This window comes from Phascolarctobacterium succinatutens (assembly GCF_023497905.1).
Classification (GTDB): Bacteria; Bacillota; Negativicutes; order Acidaminococcales; family Acidaminococcaceae; genus Phascolarctobacterium_A; species Phascolarctobacterium_A succinatutens.
The window spans coordinates 78,099-96,481 of record NZ_CP097284.1 but is presented as its reverse complement, the minus strand read 5'-3'; the positions used below and the strand labels follow the sequence as shown (position 1 = coordinate 96,481).

Annotated in this window: 22 protein-coding genes; 5 read left to right on the top strand and 17 right to left on the bottom strand. The window is 47.5% G+C overall.

Annotated features, from left to right (window positions below; genetic code table 11):
• Nucleotides 1-99: 99 nt before the first annotated feature.
• The 4 genes from M5E81_RS00495 to M5E81_RS00480 are packed head-to-tail and all read right to left on the bottom strand — an operon-like array spanning nucleotide 100 to nucleotide 3,961.
• Nucleotides 100-474 carry a hypothetical protein gene (locus tag M5E81_RS00495; RefSeq protein ID WP_148495298.1) on the bottom strand — a complete coding sequence of 125 codons (375 nt, stop codon included), beginning with the start codon at nucleotides 472-474 and terminating at the stop codon, nucleotides 100-102.
• Nucleotides 464-910, bottom strand: coding sequence for a 50S ribosomal protein L9 (gene rplI / locus M5E81_RS00490; protein ID WP_249747598.1), 447 nt, complete (start codon nucleotides 908-910; stop codon nucleotides 464-466). The genes M5E81_RS00495 and rplI overlap by 11 nt, the downstream gene beginning before the upstream one ends.
• Entirely contained in the window at nucleotides 882-2,930 is a 2,049-nt protein-coding gene (locus M5E81_RS00485) for a DHH family phosphoesterase (protein ID WP_249747597.1), read from the bottom strand. Before M5E81_RS00485 ends, rplI begins: the two co-directional genes overlap by 29 nt.
• 59 nt (nucleotides 2,931-2,989) lie before the next feature.
• Nucleotides 2,990-3,961 carry a YybS family protein gene (locus tag M5E81_RS00480; protein WP_249747596.1) on the bottom strand — a complete coding sequence of 324 codons (972 nt, stop codon included), beginning with the start codon at nucleotides 3,959-3,961 and terminating at the stop codon, nucleotides 2,990-2,992.
• Between the two features lie 197 nt (nucleotides 3,962-4,158).
• Here M5E81_RS00480 and M5E81_RS00475 point away from each other — a divergent pair, with 197 nt between their 5' ends.
• Both M5E81_RS00475 and M5E81_RS00470 read left to right on the top strand, forming a co-directional pair.
• Entirely contained in the window at nucleotides 4,159-4,806 is a 648-nt protein-coding gene (locus M5E81_RS00475) for a YczE/YyaS/YitT family protein (protein ID WP_249747595.1), read from the top strand.
• A 135-nt stretch (nucleotides 4,807-4,941) separates the two neighbouring features.
• Nucleotides 4,942-5,148, top strand: a complete 207-nt coding sequence (locus M5E81_RS00470; RefSeq protein ID WP_009144586.1) for a cold-shock protein — start codon at nucleotides 4,942-4,944, stop codon at nucleotides 5,146-5,148.
• A 136-nt stretch (nucleotides 5,149-5,284) separates the two neighbouring features.
• On the opposite strand, the gene M5E81_RS00465 is transcribed toward M5E81_RS00470, so the two are convergent.
• The 5 genes from M5E81_RS00465 to M5E81_RS00445 form a co-directional block, all read right to left on the bottom strand.
• Nucleotides 5,285-5,713, bottom strand: coding sequence for a hypothetical protein (locus tag M5E81_RS00465; protein WP_009145362.1), 429 nt, complete (start codon nucleotides 5,711-5,713; stop codon nucleotides 5,285-5,287).
• 253 nt (nucleotides 5,714-5,966) lie between these two features.
• The gene (locus tag M5E81_RS00460; protein WP_009145361.1) at nucleotides 5,967-6,254 is read right to left on the bottom strand and encodes a LysM peptidoglycan-binding domain-containing protein; all 288 of its coding nucleotides are present in this window, start codon (nucleotides 6,252-6,254) and stop codon (nucleotides 5,967-5,969) included.
• Nucleotides 6,255-6,462: 208 nt separating this feature from the next.
• Nucleotides 6,463-7,866 (bottom strand): FAD-binding oxidoreductase, encoded by a 1,404-nt coding sequence (locus M5E81_RS00455; protein WP_009145360.1) that lies wholly within the window; start codon nucleotides 7,864-7,866, stop codon nucleotides 6,463-6,465.
• 92 nt (nucleotides 7,867-7,958) lie between these two features.
• Nucleotides 7,959-8,897: an AEC family transporter gene (locus tag M5E81_RS00450; protein ID WP_249747594.1), complete on the bottom strand. Its 939-nt coding sequence runs from the start codon at nucleotides 8,895-8,897 to the stop codon at nucleotides 7,959-7,961.
• A 59-nt stretch (nucleotides 8,898-8,956) separates the two neighbouring features.
• A complete protein-coding gene (locus M5E81_RS00445) occupies nucleotides 8,957-9,295 on the bottom strand; it encodes a hypothetical protein (RefSeq protein ID WP_009144405.1) in 339 nt (112 codons plus the stop codon).
• Between the two features lie 186 nt (nucleotides 9,296-9,481).
• Between M5E81_RS00445 and M5E81_RS00440 the strand changes: the two genes are divergently transcribed.
• Genes M5E81_RS00440 through M5E81_RS00430 form a run of 3 tightly spaced genes read left to right on the top strand, consistent with a single transcriptional unit; the run spans nucleotide 9,482 to nucleotide 11,438 of the window.
• Nucleotides 9,482-9,916 (top strand): RrF2 family transcriptional regulator, encoded by a 435-nt coding sequence (locus M5E81_RS00440; protein WP_009144406.1) that lies wholly within the window; start codon nucleotides 9,482-9,484, stop codon nucleotides 9,914-9,916.
• A 59-nt stretch (nucleotides 9,917-9,975) separates the two neighbouring features.
• Nucleotides 9,976-10,551 (top strand): hydrolase, encoded by a 576-nt coding sequence (locus tag M5E81_RS00435; RefSeq protein ID WP_249747593.1) that lies wholly within the window; start codon nucleotides 9,976-9,978, stop codon nucleotides 10,549-10,551.
• On the top strand, nucleotides 10,548-11,438 hold the full coding sequence (locus M5E81_RS00430; protein ID WP_249747592.1) for a hypothetical protein: 891 nt from the start codon (nucleotides 10,548-10,550) through the stop codon (nucleotides 11,436-11,438). Before M5E81_RS00435 ends, M5E81_RS00430 begins: the two co-directional genes overlap by 4 nt.
• 219 nt (nucleotides 11,439-11,657) lie before the next feature.
• On the opposite strand, the gene M5E81_RS00425 is transcribed toward M5E81_RS00430, so the two are convergent.
• The 8 genes from M5E81_RS00425 to tmk all read right to left on the bottom strand — a co-directional run bounded on the left by M5E81_RS00425 (nucleotide 11,658) and on the right by tmk (nucleotide 18,376).
• Nucleotides 11,658-12,335: a heparan-alpha-glucosaminide N-acetyltransferase domain-containing protein gene (locus M5E81_RS00425; protein WP_009144409.1), complete on the bottom strand. Its 678-nt coding sequence runs from the start codon at nucleotides 12,333-12,335 to the stop codon at nucleotides 11,658-11,660.
• Between the two features lie 285 nt (nucleotides 12,336-12,620).
• Nucleotides 12,621-13,472: a 16S rRNA (adenine(1518)-N(6)/adenine(1519)-N(6))-dimethyltransferase RsmA gene (rsmA, locus tag M5E81_RS00420; protein ID WP_009144410.1), complete on the bottom strand. Its 852-nt coding sequence runs from the start codon at nucleotides 13,470-13,472 to the stop codon at nucleotides 12,621-12,623.
• Nucleotides 13,469-14,011, bottom strand: coding sequence for a ribonuclease M5 (gene rnmV / locus M5E81_RS00415; RefSeq protein WP_249747591.1), 543 nt, complete (start codon nucleotides 14,009-14,011; stop codon nucleotides 13,469-13,471). Before rnmV ends, rsmA begins: the two co-directional genes overlap by 4 nt.
• A gap of 15 nt (nucleotides 14,012-14,026) precedes the next feature.
• Nucleotides 14,027-14,995: a 3D domain-containing protein gene (locus tag M5E81_RS00410; RefSeq protein ID WP_050787069.1), complete on the bottom strand. Its 969-nt coding sequence runs from the start codon at nucleotides 14,993-14,995 to the stop codon at nucleotides 14,027-14,029.
• A 148-nt stretch (nucleotides 14,996-15,143) separates the two neighbouring features.
• Complete coding sequence (locus tag M5E81_RS00405) at nucleotides 15,144-15,890, bottom strand: tRNA1(Val) (adenine(37)-N6)-methyltransferase (protein ID WP_040564425.1); 747 nt, start codon at nucleotides 15,888-15,890, stop codon at nucleotides 15,144-15,146.
• Complete coding sequence (locus M5E81_RS00400; protein ID WP_249747590.1) at nucleotides 15,865-16,707, bottom strand: PSP1 domain-containing protein; 843 nt, start codon at nucleotides 16,705-16,707, stop codon at nucleotides 15,865-15,867. Before M5E81_RS00400 ends, M5E81_RS00405 begins: the two co-directional genes overlap by 26 nt.
• 6 nt (nucleotides 16,708-16,713) lie before the next feature.
• Nucleotides 16,714-17,739, bottom strand: a complete 1,026-nt coding sequence (locus tag M5E81_RS00395) for a DNA polymerase III subunit (protein WP_009144415.1) — start codon at nucleotides 17,737-17,739, stop codon at nucleotides 16,714-16,716.
• A gap of 1 nt (nucleotide 17,740) precedes the next feature.
• Complete coding sequence (gene tmk, locus M5E81_RS00390; protein ID WP_009144416.1) at nucleotides 17,741-18,376, bottom strand: dTMP kinase; 636 nt, start codon at nucleotides 18,374-18,376, stop codon at nucleotides 17,741-17,743.
• Nucleotides 18,377-18,383: the final 7 nt, after the last annotated feature.

The following is an 18,383-nucleotide window of genomic DNA, read 5'->3' as shown; positions in this document are numbered from 1 at the left end:
ATTGCGGAACAGCAAATATTTTACACCTAAATAATCAAAAAAGGAAGTACCTGTGATATAAATTACTTAGTAAAAGTTAATTTTTCCCAGCAGCCTATATCAGCAGCGTACTTCCTTTATAAATTCGTTATATTGCCTGCTTATTAAAGTAGTCATCAGCACCGGAATCAGCAGAATGCTGTGATTGCGTATTTTTTTAACTAAAGCACTGAGGCCGGCAACAATGGCGCCGGTCTTGGGCAGAATGTTCAACGAACCGCCAACCATAAACAGGAAGGCGATAATGGTGATGCCACCCTTAAAGCCCTTGTTGATGGAAGTAAAGAAATCCAAAAAGCCTGTCGGCTTTTGTGCTACATAATGGAAGGTAGCAGGGTCAACGACCATTTTACCAGTGTGTGCATCAAAGTAAAAGTGGCAGCCGCCACCGGCGACTGCCACATGCATCAGCTTCGCTCTGAAATTATTCGGCAACTACCATAACCTTGAAGGTAGCAGTTACATCGGTATGCAGCTTAGCAACAGCGGTGTATTCGCCTAAGCCTTTAACTGCGGATTTCAGCTCGATTTTACGACGGTCAATGTTCAGACCGGTTTGTTTAATCAAAGCCTCAGCAACGTCCTTGGAGGTTACGGAGCCAAACATTTTACCGTTTTCACCCACGCGTACCTTCATAGTTACTACAACCTTTTCTACCTGCGCGCCCAAAACAACAGCCTCATCCTTAGCCTGAGCTGCACGATGCTTAGCGGTTGCCTGGTCCTGTTTAGCCTGGTTGAGGTTAGCTACGGTAGCTTCCTTAGCCAATTTACGCGGCAGCAGGTAGTTGCGGCCATAACCTTCGGCGGTTTCTACGATTTCACCTTTCTTGCCTAAGCTTTTAACATCTTGTAAAAGAATTACTTTCATCTGTTCGACACTCCTCTAACTGTTTTTTAGTCAGCGCAATAATCTGCGCTTCTACATCCCTGGCACGTTTATTTGCCAGCTGCACACCGGCCACCGTCTGATGACCGCCGCCACCCAGCTCTTCCATAATTACCTGCACATTGACGCTGCCGTCACTGCGGGCACTTATGCTCAGGGAACCATCTTTATATTCAACAATTGCCATGCCTACAGCTACACTCTCAATGGTAATCAGAGTATCCGCTGTCTGCGCGGCAAGCACGGAAGACATAGTATCATTATCGGCATTACGCATAACTGCAACAGATAAACCGGGTATCGGCATTCTTGCTCCGGCTATCAGCTTAGCCTTCTGCTGTACAAAGCTCAAATCATCCTTAAACAGCTGGCGTATCAGATTCTGGTTAGCACCGCAGCGGCGCAGCAAAGCGGCAGCCTCAAAGGTACGCTCGCCTGTCTGCACATTGAAGTTTTTCGTATCCAGTACAATACCGGCATACAAGGCTGTTGCCTCCGCCGGCGTAATATCCAGCCGGTCATCAAAGTAACCAATCAGCTCCGTTACCAGCTCACTGGTAGACGAGCTGGAAGGCTCCAGATACAGCAGCGTTGTATCGCCGATAATATCCTCGGCACGACGGTGATGGTCGATGATAATGCGGTTTCTGCAAGCCTGCAGCACAGCCTTGCTGGCCGAAAGCACCTCACGGTGATGATCGACGATAACCAAAAGGCTCTTATTGGTAACCAACGGTAAAGCATCGGCACCGCTCCGCATAATATCTATATACTTTGTTTCGTTAGCCGAAAGAATGATATTCTCATTATCCAGCACCTCGGTAATACGCTTATAATAAGCGTTATGCTCGCTGCTGACAATATAGGTTTCCTTGCCCAGCGACAGGCCCAGCTTAGCCATACCAATGGTAGCGCCGATGGCATCATAATCCTCATTAACGTGTCCCATAACAAAGATACGGTCAGCCTGCAGCATCTGCTCATGAATCGTCTGCGCCACGATGCGGGCACGTACACGCGTACTTTTGGCACCGACACTGCTCGTGCCGCCAAAGAACTGCGTATCCTTATCCTTCATAACAACAGCCTGATCACCGCCGCGTCCTAATGCCAGATACAGGCTCTTATTGGCATTGCCGATAAGCTCCTCCAGCGTAACGCCGTCACAGGCTACGCCTATACTTACAGTCGGCGGTATTTTATTACCACTGCGGATTTCGCGAACCTTATCGAGAATCATGAACTTATCTTCCATCATATCCATTACGGCAGACATGGAAAAGCCCATCAGGCTGCTTTCCTTGTTCATGCGGCAGATAAAGCCCTGCTTAGAGGCAGCCCACTTGGTCAGCAGCTCATTGATTTCGCCATTCAAATTGGCCATATTGGTTTCACTCAGCCCGCGCATAACCTCTTCGTAGTTATCAAAGCGCACATAAGCCAGGCACAGCTTATCATTGCTGTATTTCTGGCGCAAAAGCTCATAATCCGTGATATCCGTCAGATACAGCATCAGGCCGCTAGAGGTATTTTCCTTTTTGCTGTGACGCTCCTGCGTTTCTACACTGTAATAGCGCATACGATAATAGTGGTCTTCAATCTGAATAACCTGCTCTCCGTCACGCACGCTCATCAGCTCAAAAGCATTCTGTGCCAACGGCAGAATTTCCTCAGGCTTTTTGCCCTCCAGATTACTTTTGCCTGTCCAGGCGGCAAATAATTCATTTTTCCATTGCAGCTTGCCATCTTTGGAAAAAACTGCAATGCCTACATCCAGCTTGCGCACCGCAAAATGGTTGGTACGTTCAATATTGCGGATAATATTATCCAGATAACTGCTGAAGAAGATTTCCCTGTTAATAAGATTCTGGCGGCTGAAATAATAGATAACGCCAAAAAGAATCAGTGCAGGAAAAATCAGCTTAGGCTGCAGATAGCAGACTAATATTGCCAGCAGCACAATTATCAGCAAATAAATATTAGTATCTGCTTTGGAATTCATATTCCGGTTAAACCTACTGAACATTATTTTCACCTCAAATCCGGCACAGTTGCCGAACTTTACCTTTGTTTTCTGAATCTGCTTGCAGGACGGATTTTCCTGAAGTCCATAACAATATCAAAGGCACCTACATAAACCATAATCTGAGTAAAGATAGGCACTATAAAGAGCAGCGCTATACCGATATTGGCCCACCAGCGCGGCTTGTGCTTTGTTTCTACAAACCAGTACAGCAGCACAATGCCCTGCAAAACCAGCACAAAGCTGCAGACCGTCTGTACATTGACAGACAGCGTATACATCCAGCTTGCCTGATCATGCTGATAATAATAAGTTACCGCAAACAAAGACGCAGCATAAGGCCACAAAATCCAGCCGGGAACCTGCAGCATCGTAAACGGCGGGAAGGCTTCAAAGCTTTCACCCAACTTCGTAAGAATCTTTTTTGCTGCCATGTAGTTCACAAAAGCCATCAACGGCGCACACATCATGAATGCACCCGGCATGATAATGCGCATCATGCGCAGCATTTCAGCATAACCGTCGACAGTCTTTTTGATATCGGCCTCGCTCATGCCATGCTCGCGGTAATAAACCGTCAGCTGCTCCAGGCTTTGGTGGAAGGAGCTGAACATCATCTCAATCGGGTCAATACCAAGTACCCAGAAGCTAAGCACGATATTCAGCACCAACGCAATTACAGCGCCGACACTGCCGTAAAGCATCATTTTCATCGGCGGCAGATGACGTCGCATACACTCGCCTAAAATCAGGCCCAAAAGGCCAAAAATAGCCGCCAGGAAAAAGGCATTAATTGGGCTGATAATCATCGCGATAATCACGGTAGCAACCAGCAGCGTCATAATGCTCCACTTCAGTCCGTGACGGCAGCCGCAGATAACTATTGGCAAGGGCCAGACAAAATTAACAAAAGCACCCAGCACAGGCACATACATACTTATCAAAGCCATAACGATGGCAACGGCAGCTAAAATACTGGCCTCAACCATGGCAGATGTTTTACGAATCACAGGTTATCCTCCTTTATGGATATATTTCTTCAATATATTATTGTACTACATCAACCGCTGAAAAGCAAAGGCTTTACACCCGCCGACAAGCCGTATTGTGTATTTCATACAAAAAATGGTATAATATATATAACATTCTTGTACAGTAATGACTACCGTACATAGGCGTCTTTTATTTTTTCAAAGGGGTTCTTAGCTTGCACAAGCAATATTTTCCGCAGCGCTGCTGCATGTTTCTCGTCGGTATCTTTACCATGACACTCGGCATCGCTCTTTCCTGTAAGGCTGATTTAGGTACTTCGCCTATTTCCAGCGTACCATGGGTTATGAGTATGTTCATGCCCTGGAGCATCGGTGAAATAACCATCGTCATGAACTTACTTTTTATCATCGCCCAGCCCATCCTGCTGCGGCAATTTTACTGGCGTAAGCTGTTGGGCCAGCTGGCAACACTGCTCGCCTTCGGCTACTGCATAGATTTTTCGATGAGCCTGTTGAGCTGGGTAGCACCAGATACCTTGTTTTGGCAATGGTTTGACTGTATTCTGAGCACCATCATCCTTGCCTTAGGCGTTTTTCTCTGTATACGTGCTAAAATTTTCGTTGCAGCCGGTGAAGGTATCGTACTGGTTATTTCTTTTATCAGCAAAATTAGATTCAGCATCATCAAAAACTGCTTCGACTGCACGCTCGTCGCTATCAGCCTGGCAATTTCCTTTATGCACTTCGGTGCTATGCGCGGCGTAGGCGTAGGCACGATTGCCGCAGCCATCCTCGTTGGCCGCTGGATACAGCTTTACAGCAACAGGCTACATATTTTCGACAAATGGAGCATTTTAGAGTAATTTTAGAGTAAGATTTTTCTTACTCTAATTTATTTACTTAAATTTTCTGAATTTTTCTTGTATTCTGTTAGATTATGTGCTATAATCCATTACAACAGCTGTTAGTATAAAATTTATCTAAGAAGGTGCTAATTTATGCTCAGTATTGGTACAGTAAAATGGTTTAATAATACCAAAGGCTATGGATTTATTGAGGCACGCAATGGTCAGGAAGTTTTCGTGCATTTTTCAGCCATCCGTTCCGACGGCTATCGCTGTCTGCAGGAAGGCCAGCGTGTTTCCTATCATCTTTCACGCGGTAAACACGGCCCCATGGCATTGAATGTATCGCCAATTATTTAAGCCTAACAGAAAATCTTGTTATGTGCTTTATGTACTAAAAAACCGGTGGAGGTTTACCGTCAAGTAAAATTCCACCGGTTTTTCTATTTAAGGCTAAGTTATATCCCAGCAACTTTTTATACCAATATCACTCTTCTTAAAGCTTTACGTCCAGAGAAGCGCTCACGCCAACGCCCTGCACACGGTTAACATTTTGATAGGACACATTGTCTACCGGAATCAGCACTTTGCAGCGTACTCCCAAAAGTGTCTGCTCAATCATCAGCGCCGCCTTCACCTGGTCAACCTTTGACTGCGGGCCGGAAACCTGTGCCGCACCGGCACGGCTGCCGTCACCGACAGAAATAACAGGTACTACCTTCGTAGCATCCGTCGAGCTTACACCATACTTGGCCGTTACAGAGTTAATTGCATTATTCAATGCCGGAGCGGTAGCATCTACAGCATAGCCGATAACGCCGCCCTTCAGGACCTTATCCAAAATACCGGCCTGCGCCGCAGGCATACTGTTACCTAAAACAAAACCGCACACAAGTGCTGCCGCAATCCATTTCTTATTTCTCATAACGCATACCTCCTCGAATATTTATTATATTCGACAAGCATCGTCAAAAGCCTTGCAAGCATTCTGTGAAATTAAAGTAACGAGATTGTTACTGCCCGGAACTCGCATTTCCCACTGCCGAACCGTATCCTTAAAGATCATAATACTGATGTTCTTGCTGAGTTATACTTTATTGAAAGCACCAAAGGCTGTTGTACCACCCTGCAGATACAACATCCCTTATCATTTTGCTTATTATATATTATATTCTCATTTATCTTTCCGCTACCATCAGCCCGTTATCATGAACGCGCAGCGGCACCTTCAAAACCTGACCGGGATAAATATGCTTAGAGTTAAGTTTGTTCGCCTGTTCGATGCGGAAAATAACCTCCCGCACATCCTCACGCGCTTCTGTATGACGACCGGCAATTTCCCACAGCGTTTCGCCCTCAGCGACAGTCACCGTATATTCCTTATAAACAGGTTCGTCAGCAAACACAGCACTATATCCGGCATAAAAGAAACAAGCACAGCAGATAATACTTAAAAACTTTTTCATATCTATCACCACCCAATAAATTTCTGTTTGCTTATATTATAGTGTGCAGCGCAAACTTTGTCAACACTTTTATGAATTTTTGTTTGTTGTTTACCGATTCTTTGCGAACGTATTTCCAAACATCAATATAGTTTATGCGTTATATATAAAAAATCAATGCAGCAAAAAAGGCATCACCTCTTGGCAATGCCCTTTTGCTTAATATATGCTACTCTATATCGAAAATTTTGCCCGGATTCAAAATATTATTGGAATCCAGGGCTTTTTTAATAGCCCGCATCATTTCCAGCTCATCAGGATTAGTGAATTCTTCCATCAGCTGTTTGCGTTTATAGCCAATGCCATGCTCACCGCTCAAGCGACCGCCGTGTGCGTAAATAAAGCGGTACAGCTCCTGCTGGTTAGCTTTGACTCTGGCATCCCAGTCCGCATAATTCTCCTGCTCCTGCTTCAGGATATTCAGATGGATATTACCGTCACCGGCATGACTGGCAATGCGTGTTACCAGCTGATATTTATCGGCCAGACGCAAAATTTCCGCCAGCAGCGCAGGCTCATGATCTACCGGGCAGACAACGTCCTCCTTGCAGACAATCAGACTTTCCGCACGCACTGCTTCGGCGAAGGCCTTGCGTGCCTGCCAAATTTTATCGTGCTCCGCTACCAGCACATCGCCGGCACCGTTTTCCGAGCAAATTTCATCCATCGTACACGCCTTTTCATCCAAGTCATCCTCGCTGGTGCCTTCCACTTCTACGATAAGATAATTGCCCTTGTCACTGCCCTGCAGAGTTGTACCGAGATAACGCTCTACGGATTTGATAGTGATATTATCCATGTATTCTACGCAAGTAGGCATAATACCGGCCATAATCAGCTTGTTTACCGTGCCTATAGCATCCTCAGGGGATTCAAAAACCGCCAGCAGATCCATGCTGTACTTAGGCAACGGCAGCAGTTTCACTGTAATCTGTGTAATGATACCAAGAGTACCCTCACTGCCGATTATCAGCTGCTCCAGGCAATAGCCTGTAGTCTGCTTTTGCAGGCGTGCTCCCAGCTGCACAATCTTGCCGGTAGGACTTACCACCTCAACGGCATATACCTGATGACGCGTAGTACCGTATTTAACCGCGCGGTTGCCGCCGGCATTGGTTGCCACATTGCCGCCGATAAAACAGGAATCCCCGCTGCAGGGGTCGCCTGCATAAAAGGCTCCCTTAGCTTCAGCCGCAGCCTGCAAATCCGAGGTGCGCACACCCGGCTCTACAACTGCGTACATAGCATCGGCATTAACCTCGATAATTTTATTCATCTTTTCGAGCGAAAGCACTACACCGCCGTAAATGGGCACTGCACCGCAGGCAAGACCTGTGCCTGCGCCGCGTGGCACAACCGGGAAGATATATTCATTCGCCAGTTTGACCACAGCTGCCACCTGCTGTGCATTTTCCGCAAATACGACAGCCTCAGGCATATGATGATAGGCCGGGTCAGTTACTTCATCATGGGAATATATTTCCATCTGCCCTGCATCCGTCACTACATTCTGCACGCCGACCAAGGCCTGCAGCTTGGCAATTATTTCGTCAGACAGCTTATTATACTCCATAATTCAGTCCTCCTCATTTGCAACATTTATATTTTAAACCACTCTATGCTTATTTTATCACAAACAGCGACATTTATAACAGCAAATCTTTTTCAGTGTACCAGCCACATATAAAACGGTATTGCAAAGACCGCCAGCACCGTGCTTACCGCCGTCAGCATGGCAGCATATTTATAATCGCCGCCATAGCCTTTGGCCACAATCGCCGTATTGGTCATCGCCGGCATGGCCGCCATAATTACAAATACCTTTTCCATCATTGGCTCCAGATGGAAAAACGGCAGGATAAGGAAAACTATCCAAGGACAGATTAAATAGCGTCCCAGCATAGCAACTACCAGCTCCTTGCCTACGGCAATTTCTTCCCAACGGGTTTTGCTCATGGCAATACCGATGAACAGCATCGCCAGCGGCGTAGTCATGCTTCCCAGATAATGAAAGGACTTGAATACCGGCTCAGGCAGATTCCATTCCAGCAGTACCATCACTACGCCCAGCATAAAGCCCATAAGCGGCGGCGACATAATGCTTTTCAGTGTCTTACGGCTGAAAAGCGGCATGGTTACGCCATTGCTGCTTGCCAAATCATGAAAGCCGATAGTCCAGAAAAGTGTTGTGTTTACCATGTAGTAAATCATAATATAAGGAGCGCCGGCATCACCGAACAAGGCTATACCTAACGGCAGGCCGATAAAAATTGTGTTGGAAAAGCTGACGCAGATAGAAAAAATTCCTCTGTGCTCCCGCGGAACACCTATCAGACGTCCGAGCAGCCTGCTGATAAAATAGCCTGCCAGCATCGAAATAACCGGTACAATCAGGCCATGTGAAAGCGTGATAAGCTGGTCATGCTTAAACTGCCCCAAAATATTGGTCAGCATATATGTAGGCAGGCAGACATAATTCACCAGACGCGAAATCAGCGCCACACTTTCCTCGCTGAACCAGCCCCTGAGCTCTAAATAAAAGCCGACAGCAATCATCAGCATAATGGTCAGCACACCGTTTAATGCATGTAAAACTATTTCCATTGTTCATTCCCCTCATAAGGCAAAAATTGCCGAAGCATTCAGCTCCGGCAACGAAGATTTTAGTTTTTGGATTTTTTTACTTCTTCCAGTTTGTTTTTCATCCAGTCAATCATTGCTACCTTGCCAAAATCGTGCCAGGTTTCACATTCGGTATTTTTGGCAATATACTCATTCCACTTATCCTGATTAACATTTTCTACTTCCATCAGGTTCATAATGCCAAAACCGCTGCGCCAGATCATATCATCCATAGAAGTAAATTTGCTGTTTTCCTGCAAAAACTTAGGATTGAATAATTCCTGGAAGGATACCTTGTTCAGAATCTTGCCCAATTCCTTATCCTCGGTAAAAATTCCCAGATAATGCTTAAAGGTTTTATCTAATTTATTTTTTTCCATCTTACTTCCTCCAAAAATAGTTGTATAAGGGTATTTTAACACAAAAGTAATAAAATGGCACTAGCATTTTCATATTCGGTGTGCAGAATCATTAATTTATGCCAGCATAACACAGATATGATAATCATTATTGAATTCCTACTAAATTCATAGTAGAATATAGTCATTAGAAAGGTTGTGACCGTAATGAAAATTTCTACCAAGGGACGTTATGCCCTGCGATTGATGCTCGATTTAGCAATCAACCACACCGGTAGCTATATACCATTAAAAACAGTTGCCCAACGGCAAAATATTTCCGATAAATACTTAGAGCAAATTATTCACCAGCTGAGTAAAGCAGGCTTTGTCCAAAGTGCCCGCGGCGCTCAGGGAGGCTATCGTCTGGCGCACACGCCTGATGAATACACTGTCGGCGAAATCCTGCGCACAGTCGAGGGCAGTCTTGCTCCCGTATCCTGCCTGGACTGCAAAACCCCCTGCGATCAGTTTGACTCCTGTATCACCATCGGTCTTTACAAAAAAATTCAACAGGCCATTGACGGCGTAGTTGACCACACTACGCTGCACGATATGATAAGCGATTACCGTACCAAGCATCCGAAGGCTGAAAATATTTAAAAGCGAGCTAAGCACCCGCATTTTATAGAAAAATAACAAAGCATGAGGAGGACAATAATATGAACAGAGAAGAAGCCTGGAATTTATTACGTCAATATAACAAGGAATCCTTTCATCTGCGTCATGCGCTGACTGTAGAAGGCATTATGCGTTACTTTGCCAAGGAACTTGGCTATGCAGATCAGGAGGAATACTGGGGCATCGTAGGCCTGCTGCACGACCTGGATTTTGAGCTGTATCCCGAAGAGCACTGCGTAAAATCTCAGGAATTGATGCGCGAGCACGGCGTAGACGAAAGCATTATCCGTTCCACTGCCAGCCATGGCTGGGGCCTGACTGCTGCCAACATCGAACCGGAGCATCAGATGGAAAAAGTGCTTTTCGCTATCGATGAGCTTTCCGGCTTAATCGGCGCCGCTGCCCTGATGCGCCCTTCCAAAAGCGTACAGGACATGGAGCTGAAATCCCTGAAGAAAAAATTTAAGGATAAACACTTTGCAGCCGGCTGCAGCCGCGATGTAATCAAACAAGGTTCCGATATCCTTGGCTGGCCTTTAGACGAGCTGATGGAAAAAACTATCGCCGCTATGCGTGTAGACGAAGCAGCCATCAACGAAGTCTGCAATAAACTATGAGGCGCACAGTCTTAATCTGCTCTTTGCTGCTCAGCCTTGCAGGCAGCAGCTTTGCAGCTACAGCCGAGGAACTGCCAAATTATGCTACGCAGCCTACTGTAGTTTCCACCTCTCCGGCTCAACAGGCTGAGCCGACGGAAGCCGAAAGCAGTATTGACACTTCCCAAGCAGAGGAACACGCTGCAGACAATAACATCGTAAGCACTGCTCCTACTGTACCGGCAACGCCAAAGCAGGAAGAAACAGCAGCCGAAGCGCCCACGACAGTGAATGAAGCAAAAGCACCTATGGCAGAAGTGCCAACAACACCAGCTGCTGCAAACACTGCAGCTAAACCGCCTGTTATCAGCAATGAGCCTGTGCCGCCTGCAGATAAGCCCAAGCCTAAGCCAAAGCTGAATCTGGTAGGCAAGCCGCCTCTGCCCAGGCAGTTCATGCGTACACCGCAGGCAAGTGATTTCATTAGCGTCAGCAGTGAAGCCGGCGGCTATAGTATAGCAGTGCCTAAGTCCTTCGGTAAAAATCCGCTGGCAGACCTGCCGCAAGCCGAAGGAGCTATGCTGGTGCGCACTGCAGGCAACACTCTGATGTTGGCAGCAACCGTGCTTGACCCTACGGACACTGCAAGCTTTAAGGCAACAGAAGCTCTGCCGATCTATGAAAATGCCAAAGTATACTGGCAATGGCAGCATGGCCATCAGTTAATTTGGACCTGCCGCCTGAGTGCCCACAATGATTATCACGGCAACAAGCTGCTTTTGACCGCAGAAGCTCAGCAGAACGGCAAAACCTACCAGCTGCTGTACGTAATGCCTGCGCTGCAGGCAGATAACTATCTGCCCCAGGCCATTTATTCCTTAGACAGCTTTAAATTGAATCAGCCATAAAGAAAAATCCTCCGATAGCTCGCCAGCTACGGAGGATTTTCTTCTTTCTCTCTCGTTAATTATGAGTCCGGGGAGATTAGCTTTGTTGGGACATTGGCTAAAAGCATGGGGTGTTAAAGGTTAAGAAGAAATAAGCAGAGAGATAACACCATATGCAAATAAACTGTATAACTACGAGAATTTCTATGCAAATTGACTTTTAAAGAAAGGTTTTTTTAGTTAGCTCAGCTTTTTCAGATAAGCTTGTCCTTTTTCATGCTCGGACATAAACTGGAACAGGTAGAGGCCGCACAAGAATAAGAAGATATTAGGCAGGAAAGGCACATACTCCAGCGAGACAAATTCTGCACCGGGCAGCCCCAGCCATACGTTCCAGTCACCGTACAGGAAGGACGGCAGATGTCCAATTATCTTACCCTGCCAGATGATCACGCCATCGGTAAGATGCCTTGTCAAATCATAGGCTATTGCAGATAACAGCCAACCGCAGGAACCGGGAGACTTCTGCAGCCACCAATGAATGGGCTGTACTACCAGATATGCAAGACCAAGGAAGGTAAAGATGCCGAAATAAATGGGATGCTGCGGTGTAAAAAGATAGGTGCAAAGCGAAATCGCAGTACCTACACCCAAAAGGCCCAATCCCCATTTGAGGTAATTGCTGCCCTGGCTGAAGGTCATACCGCACAGAACAACAATGCTCCACAGCGTCAGCCGCTGCCACCAGGCATAATCCCAAGCAGGATTAGTACCCTGAGCTACATTGATATTATACAGGAAGTAGAAAACTGCCAGATTTAAGAAGGCTGCAGCCTTGAGTGCGTTCAGCACCCGGTACTGCTTCTTTTCTGCTTTGCTTTCTGACTGCTCATACATTTTTGCTAATAGCTTTTCCATAATACTTACCTCGCTTTCATTGTGGGAGGTGAAGCGCCGCGCAAACCTTAGGGAATATTTATTATTCCCTGTAGTTATAATATAAACTATTCTGTCAGAATTTTCAAGAGGTCAAGTTATAACGTTTGGGCATGTGGCAATTAATTTTATATCAGTTATGCTTTATTGGAATATTAATAATGCACAGCAGGAATAATACAGTCCCTTTAAAGCCAAAAACAGCAGAGAAAGTGTAAACATCATTACATTTTCTCTGCTGTTTTGTAGCCTAACTTTTTTTATTTTTTACTTTTCTACACTAAAGGTATTAGTTAATGCCGCAAAATCCTCCAAGCTGAGCGTTTCCGCTCTGCGCTTGCCGTCTACGCCGGCGCGCTGCAGCCACTGCGAACACTGCTCGGAGTTAATACCCATATTCTTCAGCGAATTGCTGAGCATCTTGCGTCTGAGAGAAAAGGCTGCCTTCACAATGCGGAAGAACAGCGCTTCGTCGCACACCTTTACAGGCGGCTCGGAGCGGCGCTTGCACACAATAACAGCCGAATCAACAGCCGGTGCGGGAATAAACGAGGTCGGCGGTACGATAAACGCTATCTCCGGCTCGGTGTAATACTGAATAGCTACCGAAAGCGCACCATAATCTCTGCTGCCGGGTTTGGCAGCCATGCGTTCGGCAACCTCCTTCTGCACCATAGCAACTAAGCGTTCCATAGGCAGGCGCTTTTCCAGCAGGGCAAAAATAATCGGCGTAGTAATATAATACGGCAGGTTAGCGCACACCTTAAATTCCGGTGCTGCCACCGTTTCCATAATATTTACCTGCAGGATATCGCCATTGACGATGCGAACATTGTCATAACCCTCCAGCGTAACATCCAGTACCGGTAGCAGGCGTTTATCCAGCTCTACCGCCACAACATCGGCACCGCTTTCTGCCAGCCCCTGCGTCAGCGTACCGATGCCCGGGCCTACCTCCAGCACCTTATCCGCAGGGGACAGCTCTGCTGCTTCTACAATACGGCGCACGATATTTTCATCAATCAGGAAATTCTGCCCCAGCTTTTTATCGGCACGCAGCTTAAAGCGGTGCAGAATATGATTCGTTACCTGGGGAGAAGCAATAATGGGTTTATTCACTCTTCACTCTCCAATTTTTCTAAAGCAGCCGTAAATTCTTCACGGCTCACGCCATAATGATTCAGGCGTTCCAAAAAGCGTTTGGCATTGCCATAGCCTATACCAAGTTCGGCACCCAGCGCATCACGGCGCACAGAAGCACTCTCGCTGCCGTTCAGATTATTTTGGAACAAATCACGCATGGTAAATTCCTGCTGCGGACGATATTCATGGTGACGCACCTTAGCCAGAGCTTCCAAAATAGCCTCCGGCTGCGCCTGCTCCACGCCTACATCATTATTGGCAGTTGCCTGACGCTTAGGAATAAACGCCTGCCCTGCTTCCGAAAAGCGCTCCGTCAGAAAGCGGCGAATGCGCTCACCGGCACCGTCAGGATCAGTCAGGATAATTATCCCGCGTTTTTTATACGCAGCCTCAATCTGGCGCAAAGTATAGGGTGCCAAGGTAAAGCCGCCGGTTTCGATAGTATCCGCCTCCAGCGCCTTACCAATTGCCACCGTATCCATTTTTCCTTCTACTACGAGCACTTCCTTAAGCATCAGATAAATTCCACCTTAATCAGCTAAAATATAAATATCTACATCGCGTCTGCCCCACTGGATAGCACGATGATAATCATTAAAGAACAAATCTACTCTGTGGTGAACCATATCGCCACCGGTATCACCGGCCATAGCGATACCATAACCGGGGATATACATTTTTGTATAATACGGAATGAAGCGCGGGTCAACAGCCACAATACCTTCATACGGAACGAGGCCGATAGAAGTACGGCTGCCTGTTGCTACATAAGCAGAGGCATGGGCACTGATTTTTTTCGTATAGTGCTTATAGCCCTCAGGAGTATAGACGCTCATCGCCATACCCTTGCGGATAACCTTTGTTTCCGGCTCAATCAGCACATGACGTGTCAGCTCCTGTACGGAATGACTGCCATCACCGTTTTTCACCTTTTTGGAAACAACCTTCGCTGTACCGGCCTTGCCTTCAACATGTATCTTTTCCGTACCGAAGTTCAGACTGTAATCGTCCTCATACTTCACCGGAATATCTACACTCGCTTCACTGAATTGCAGCTCCTCATCGGCATTCAAAATATAAACCTGCATGCCTTCCTTGAACGGCTCATCCACATCCGGATAAACACGCTCCTTTTTGTAGGAGATGCCCAAATCCTTCAGCGCTTCGCCTACAGTCGGCTTGCAGCTTTTGTATTCTACCGTTTCATTGCCACGGATAACAGTAAAGGGCTTGCCGCGCAGTACCTCAATCACACTGCCGTTCTGTACCCTTTTGGTATTCTGCAGCTTCCAGCCATCGCCCTTCTCCAGGACAATGCCGGCCTCCTGCAAAATTTTGCCAGGCTTTACTGCACTAGTACGCACTTCCTTGGTCTGACCATCATAAAGAATAGTCACCTGCTGTGAAATATCAAAACCGGTCAGGAAGGGTACCATCAGCATAAGGATAACGGCAGATAATAAACAATTTAAATGTAATCTGCATATATGCTTAATCATAAAAACCTCCTTAATCCGATAATTATTTTAACATAAAACAGCAGGAAGCGTCAAATACGTGACATTTACAGCATTTTCGCGTATCTAAAATGTATAATTTGTTAGCATATAGACTACTTATATTCTAACATTTTCCCGTCCATTGAGATTATTTAACAGCAGGCTCATAGAATTTTTTCACCTGCTCCGTATAACTGCCATCCTGATTATACATAATCAGCGGCGGCAGAACATCCAAGCCGTAGCTACCGCCCTTCTGCATTTCCATTAGGAAAATCCAGGCAGGCTTATCAATTTTGGAATGCACCCATTGCAAACGCTTCGGCTGCAGGCCATATTTCAGCGCCAGCTGCATGCTTTCGGCAAAGCGCTCCGGCAGCTGCACCAAAGCAAAGCGTCCGCGATAGCGCACAGCAAAAGCCGCCGCCCTGAAGAAATCCTCCAGCGTCGAGGTAACCTCGTGGCAGGCAGCAGTGCCTACCTGGCGCACGTTGCCGCTGTTGCGGTAGGGCGGATTGGAAGCCACCAAATCCATGCTTTCCGGCTGCAGCAGCTGCTTGTAATTGCGCAAATCACCGTCTATAACAGTAAACTTATCCTGCAGGGAATTATCCGCAACGCTTTGGCGTACCAATCTGGTTACCTGCGGATTGCAGTCCAGCGCCGTCACCTCTGCGGCGCCTCTGCTTTCCAGCAGCATACTGATTGCACCGGTGCCGCAGCCCAGCTCCAACACTTTTGCCTTACGCACAACATGCGGAAAGTTGCCTAAAAATATGGCATCCGTAGTATAGCAGAATTCCTTGGCATCCTGCCAGATTTTATAGCCGCAGCCCGGCACATAATCACAGCGCAGGCTGTTTTCCTGCTCAGACATTGTCAGCCTGGGAAGCATCTACAAGCTCTTCCCACTCCACCTGAATAGTATTATCCGGAGAAAGCTGTACGGCAGCGGTACGCTCCTTGCGATTGATGCCTACTACCTTGCCTTCGCCCATAGTAGTCACTACCTTGCTGCCCATCTTGGGAATTTCAATACGCTCGCTACGACCGCAGCCGTTGCAACCGTGCTTGCAGTACATATGGTTTTCATACTTCAGGCAACACATCAGACGGCCGCAGATGCCGGAAATCTTCGTCGGGTTCAGGGACAGGCTCTGTTCCTTGGCCATGCGGATAGATACAGGCTCAAAGTCGCCTAAAAAGGTTGCACAGCACAGCGGACGGCCACAGCTGCCGATACCGCCCAGCATCTTGGCCTCATCGCGCACACCGATCTGGCGCAGCTCGATACGGGTACGAAAAACTGCCGCCAGGTCCTTAACCAGCTCACGGAAGTCAATGCGTCCGTCAGCAGTGAAGTAGAAAATAATCTTATTCACATCAAAGGTAAACTCTACGTCAATCAGACGCATGGGCAGAGCATGATTTTTGATTTTGCGCAGGCAGATATTGAACGCTTCCTTTTCACGGATTTTGTTTTCTGCCAGTTTCATGTCATCATCGGCTGTTGCTTTACGCATAACCGGCTTGAGCGGGGAAACAATCTGCTTGTCATCAACCTCACGCGGTCCGATAACAACTTCGCCGTATTCCACACCGCGAGCTGTTTCTACAATAGCGAAATCACCCTTTGCTACACCTGTTTCCGCCGGGTCAAAATAATATATCTTGCACGCTTTTTTAAAGCGAATGCCTACTACTGTCGGCATAAAATATCACTCCTTATAAATTTTATCTATTTTAAGCGCCATGGTTTCCAATGCCGTTTTCATACCGACACTGCTCACCAATGCGTCATATGCTTCCTGTACAATCACTAAAGCCTGCTTCAGCGCCGACAGCTGCCAGCCGCTGCTCTGGCTTTTAAGTTCATCCAGTAAATCTATATTATATATTCTATCATAAAGCTGCAAATTGCACATCATTAAATCGCGCAGCAGCAGCTGCCACAGCTGCACAAGCAGCAGTGCCTGCTCGCGCTGCACCTTTTTGTCCAGCCAACTGCGTCCGGCCAGATAATTCATCGGCATCGCCAAGGGCAAGGCCTCCAAAAAGGTTGCCGCCTGCTTACGGCATTCAAATACATCCAGTTGCCCCTTGGCTGCAGCTAAATTCAGCGCCAAGCCGATTGAGCCTTCGCTGATACGCGCCAATACCGCGGCCTTGGCAGGCTCTATCTGCCTTGCCTGCAGCTCCTGCTCCACCAGCTGCGGCTCGATTGCCTGAAAGCGCAGCTGCACCACGCGCGACATAATAGTCGGCAACAGCCTGTTGACATTGGCTGCCAGCAAAATAATCACCCAGCCGGCCGGCGGCTCCTCCAACAGCTTCAAAAAAGCATTGGCTGCGGCGGGAACCATGGTATCCGCATCCTCAACAATGCACACACGCGTCGGTGACATCACCGGTGCCAGCGCCGTTTTGGCCGTCAGCTCCCTGATCTGGTCGATAATAATCGTATCTCTTAAACGGTCTTTTTTATCATCCCATTCGTGCTGCACCAGTACGAAATCCGGATGGCTCAGATTGCCGTCCTGCAGATTCATCAGCCTGCAGGCCTCGCAGCCGTCTGTGCCGTTATGTTGAAAGCACAGCAGTGCCTTGGCAAATTCCAGAGCCAGCGTGCGCTTGCCCAAGCCGGCAGCACCGCTGAACAGCAATGCATGCGGACGCTCCTTGGCCTGCAGATAGTTCTGCAGAAATTTTTTCTGTTCTGTGTGGCCGATAATATGCTCCCACATTTTATTTCTCTCCGCTGATTACTCTGCCGATTACCTGCAGCACCTTAGCAGTAACCTCCTGCTGCGTGCCTAAGGCATCAATCACCTGCAGGCGCTGCGGCTCTGCCTCGGCAAGCTGCAGAAAGCCTGCACGCAGGCGCTGCTGAAATTCCAGTCCCTGCTGCTCATAACGGTCCTGCACACCGCGCTGCTGCCGACGTGCCAATAATTCTGCCGGGTCGGCATCAAAAACAAGTGTCAAATCAGGCTCCAAGCCACCGGTAGCAAAGGCTCCCAGCCGGCGCAGCTGTGCAATCTCCTCCGGAGCCTTGCCCTGCGCCAGTCCCTGATAAACCAGCGTTGAATCATTGAAGCGATCACAGATAATAATCTTACCTGCTTCCAGCGCCGGACGCAGCAGCTTGTCGACATGCTCGCTGCGCGCTGCCAGATACAGCAGCGTCTGCGTTGCCGTTGTCAGCGGCAGCTCCGGGTCCAGCACCAAAGCACGCACCTTTTCAGCCAGCTGTGTACCGCCCGGTTCGCGGCTTTCCAGCACATCATAGCCCTGTTCGCGCAAGGCCTGCGCTGCCAAATGCTGTTGGGTAGTTTTACCCGCTCCGTCTATTCCTTCGAATGTAATAAAAAATCCTCGCATCTTTTTA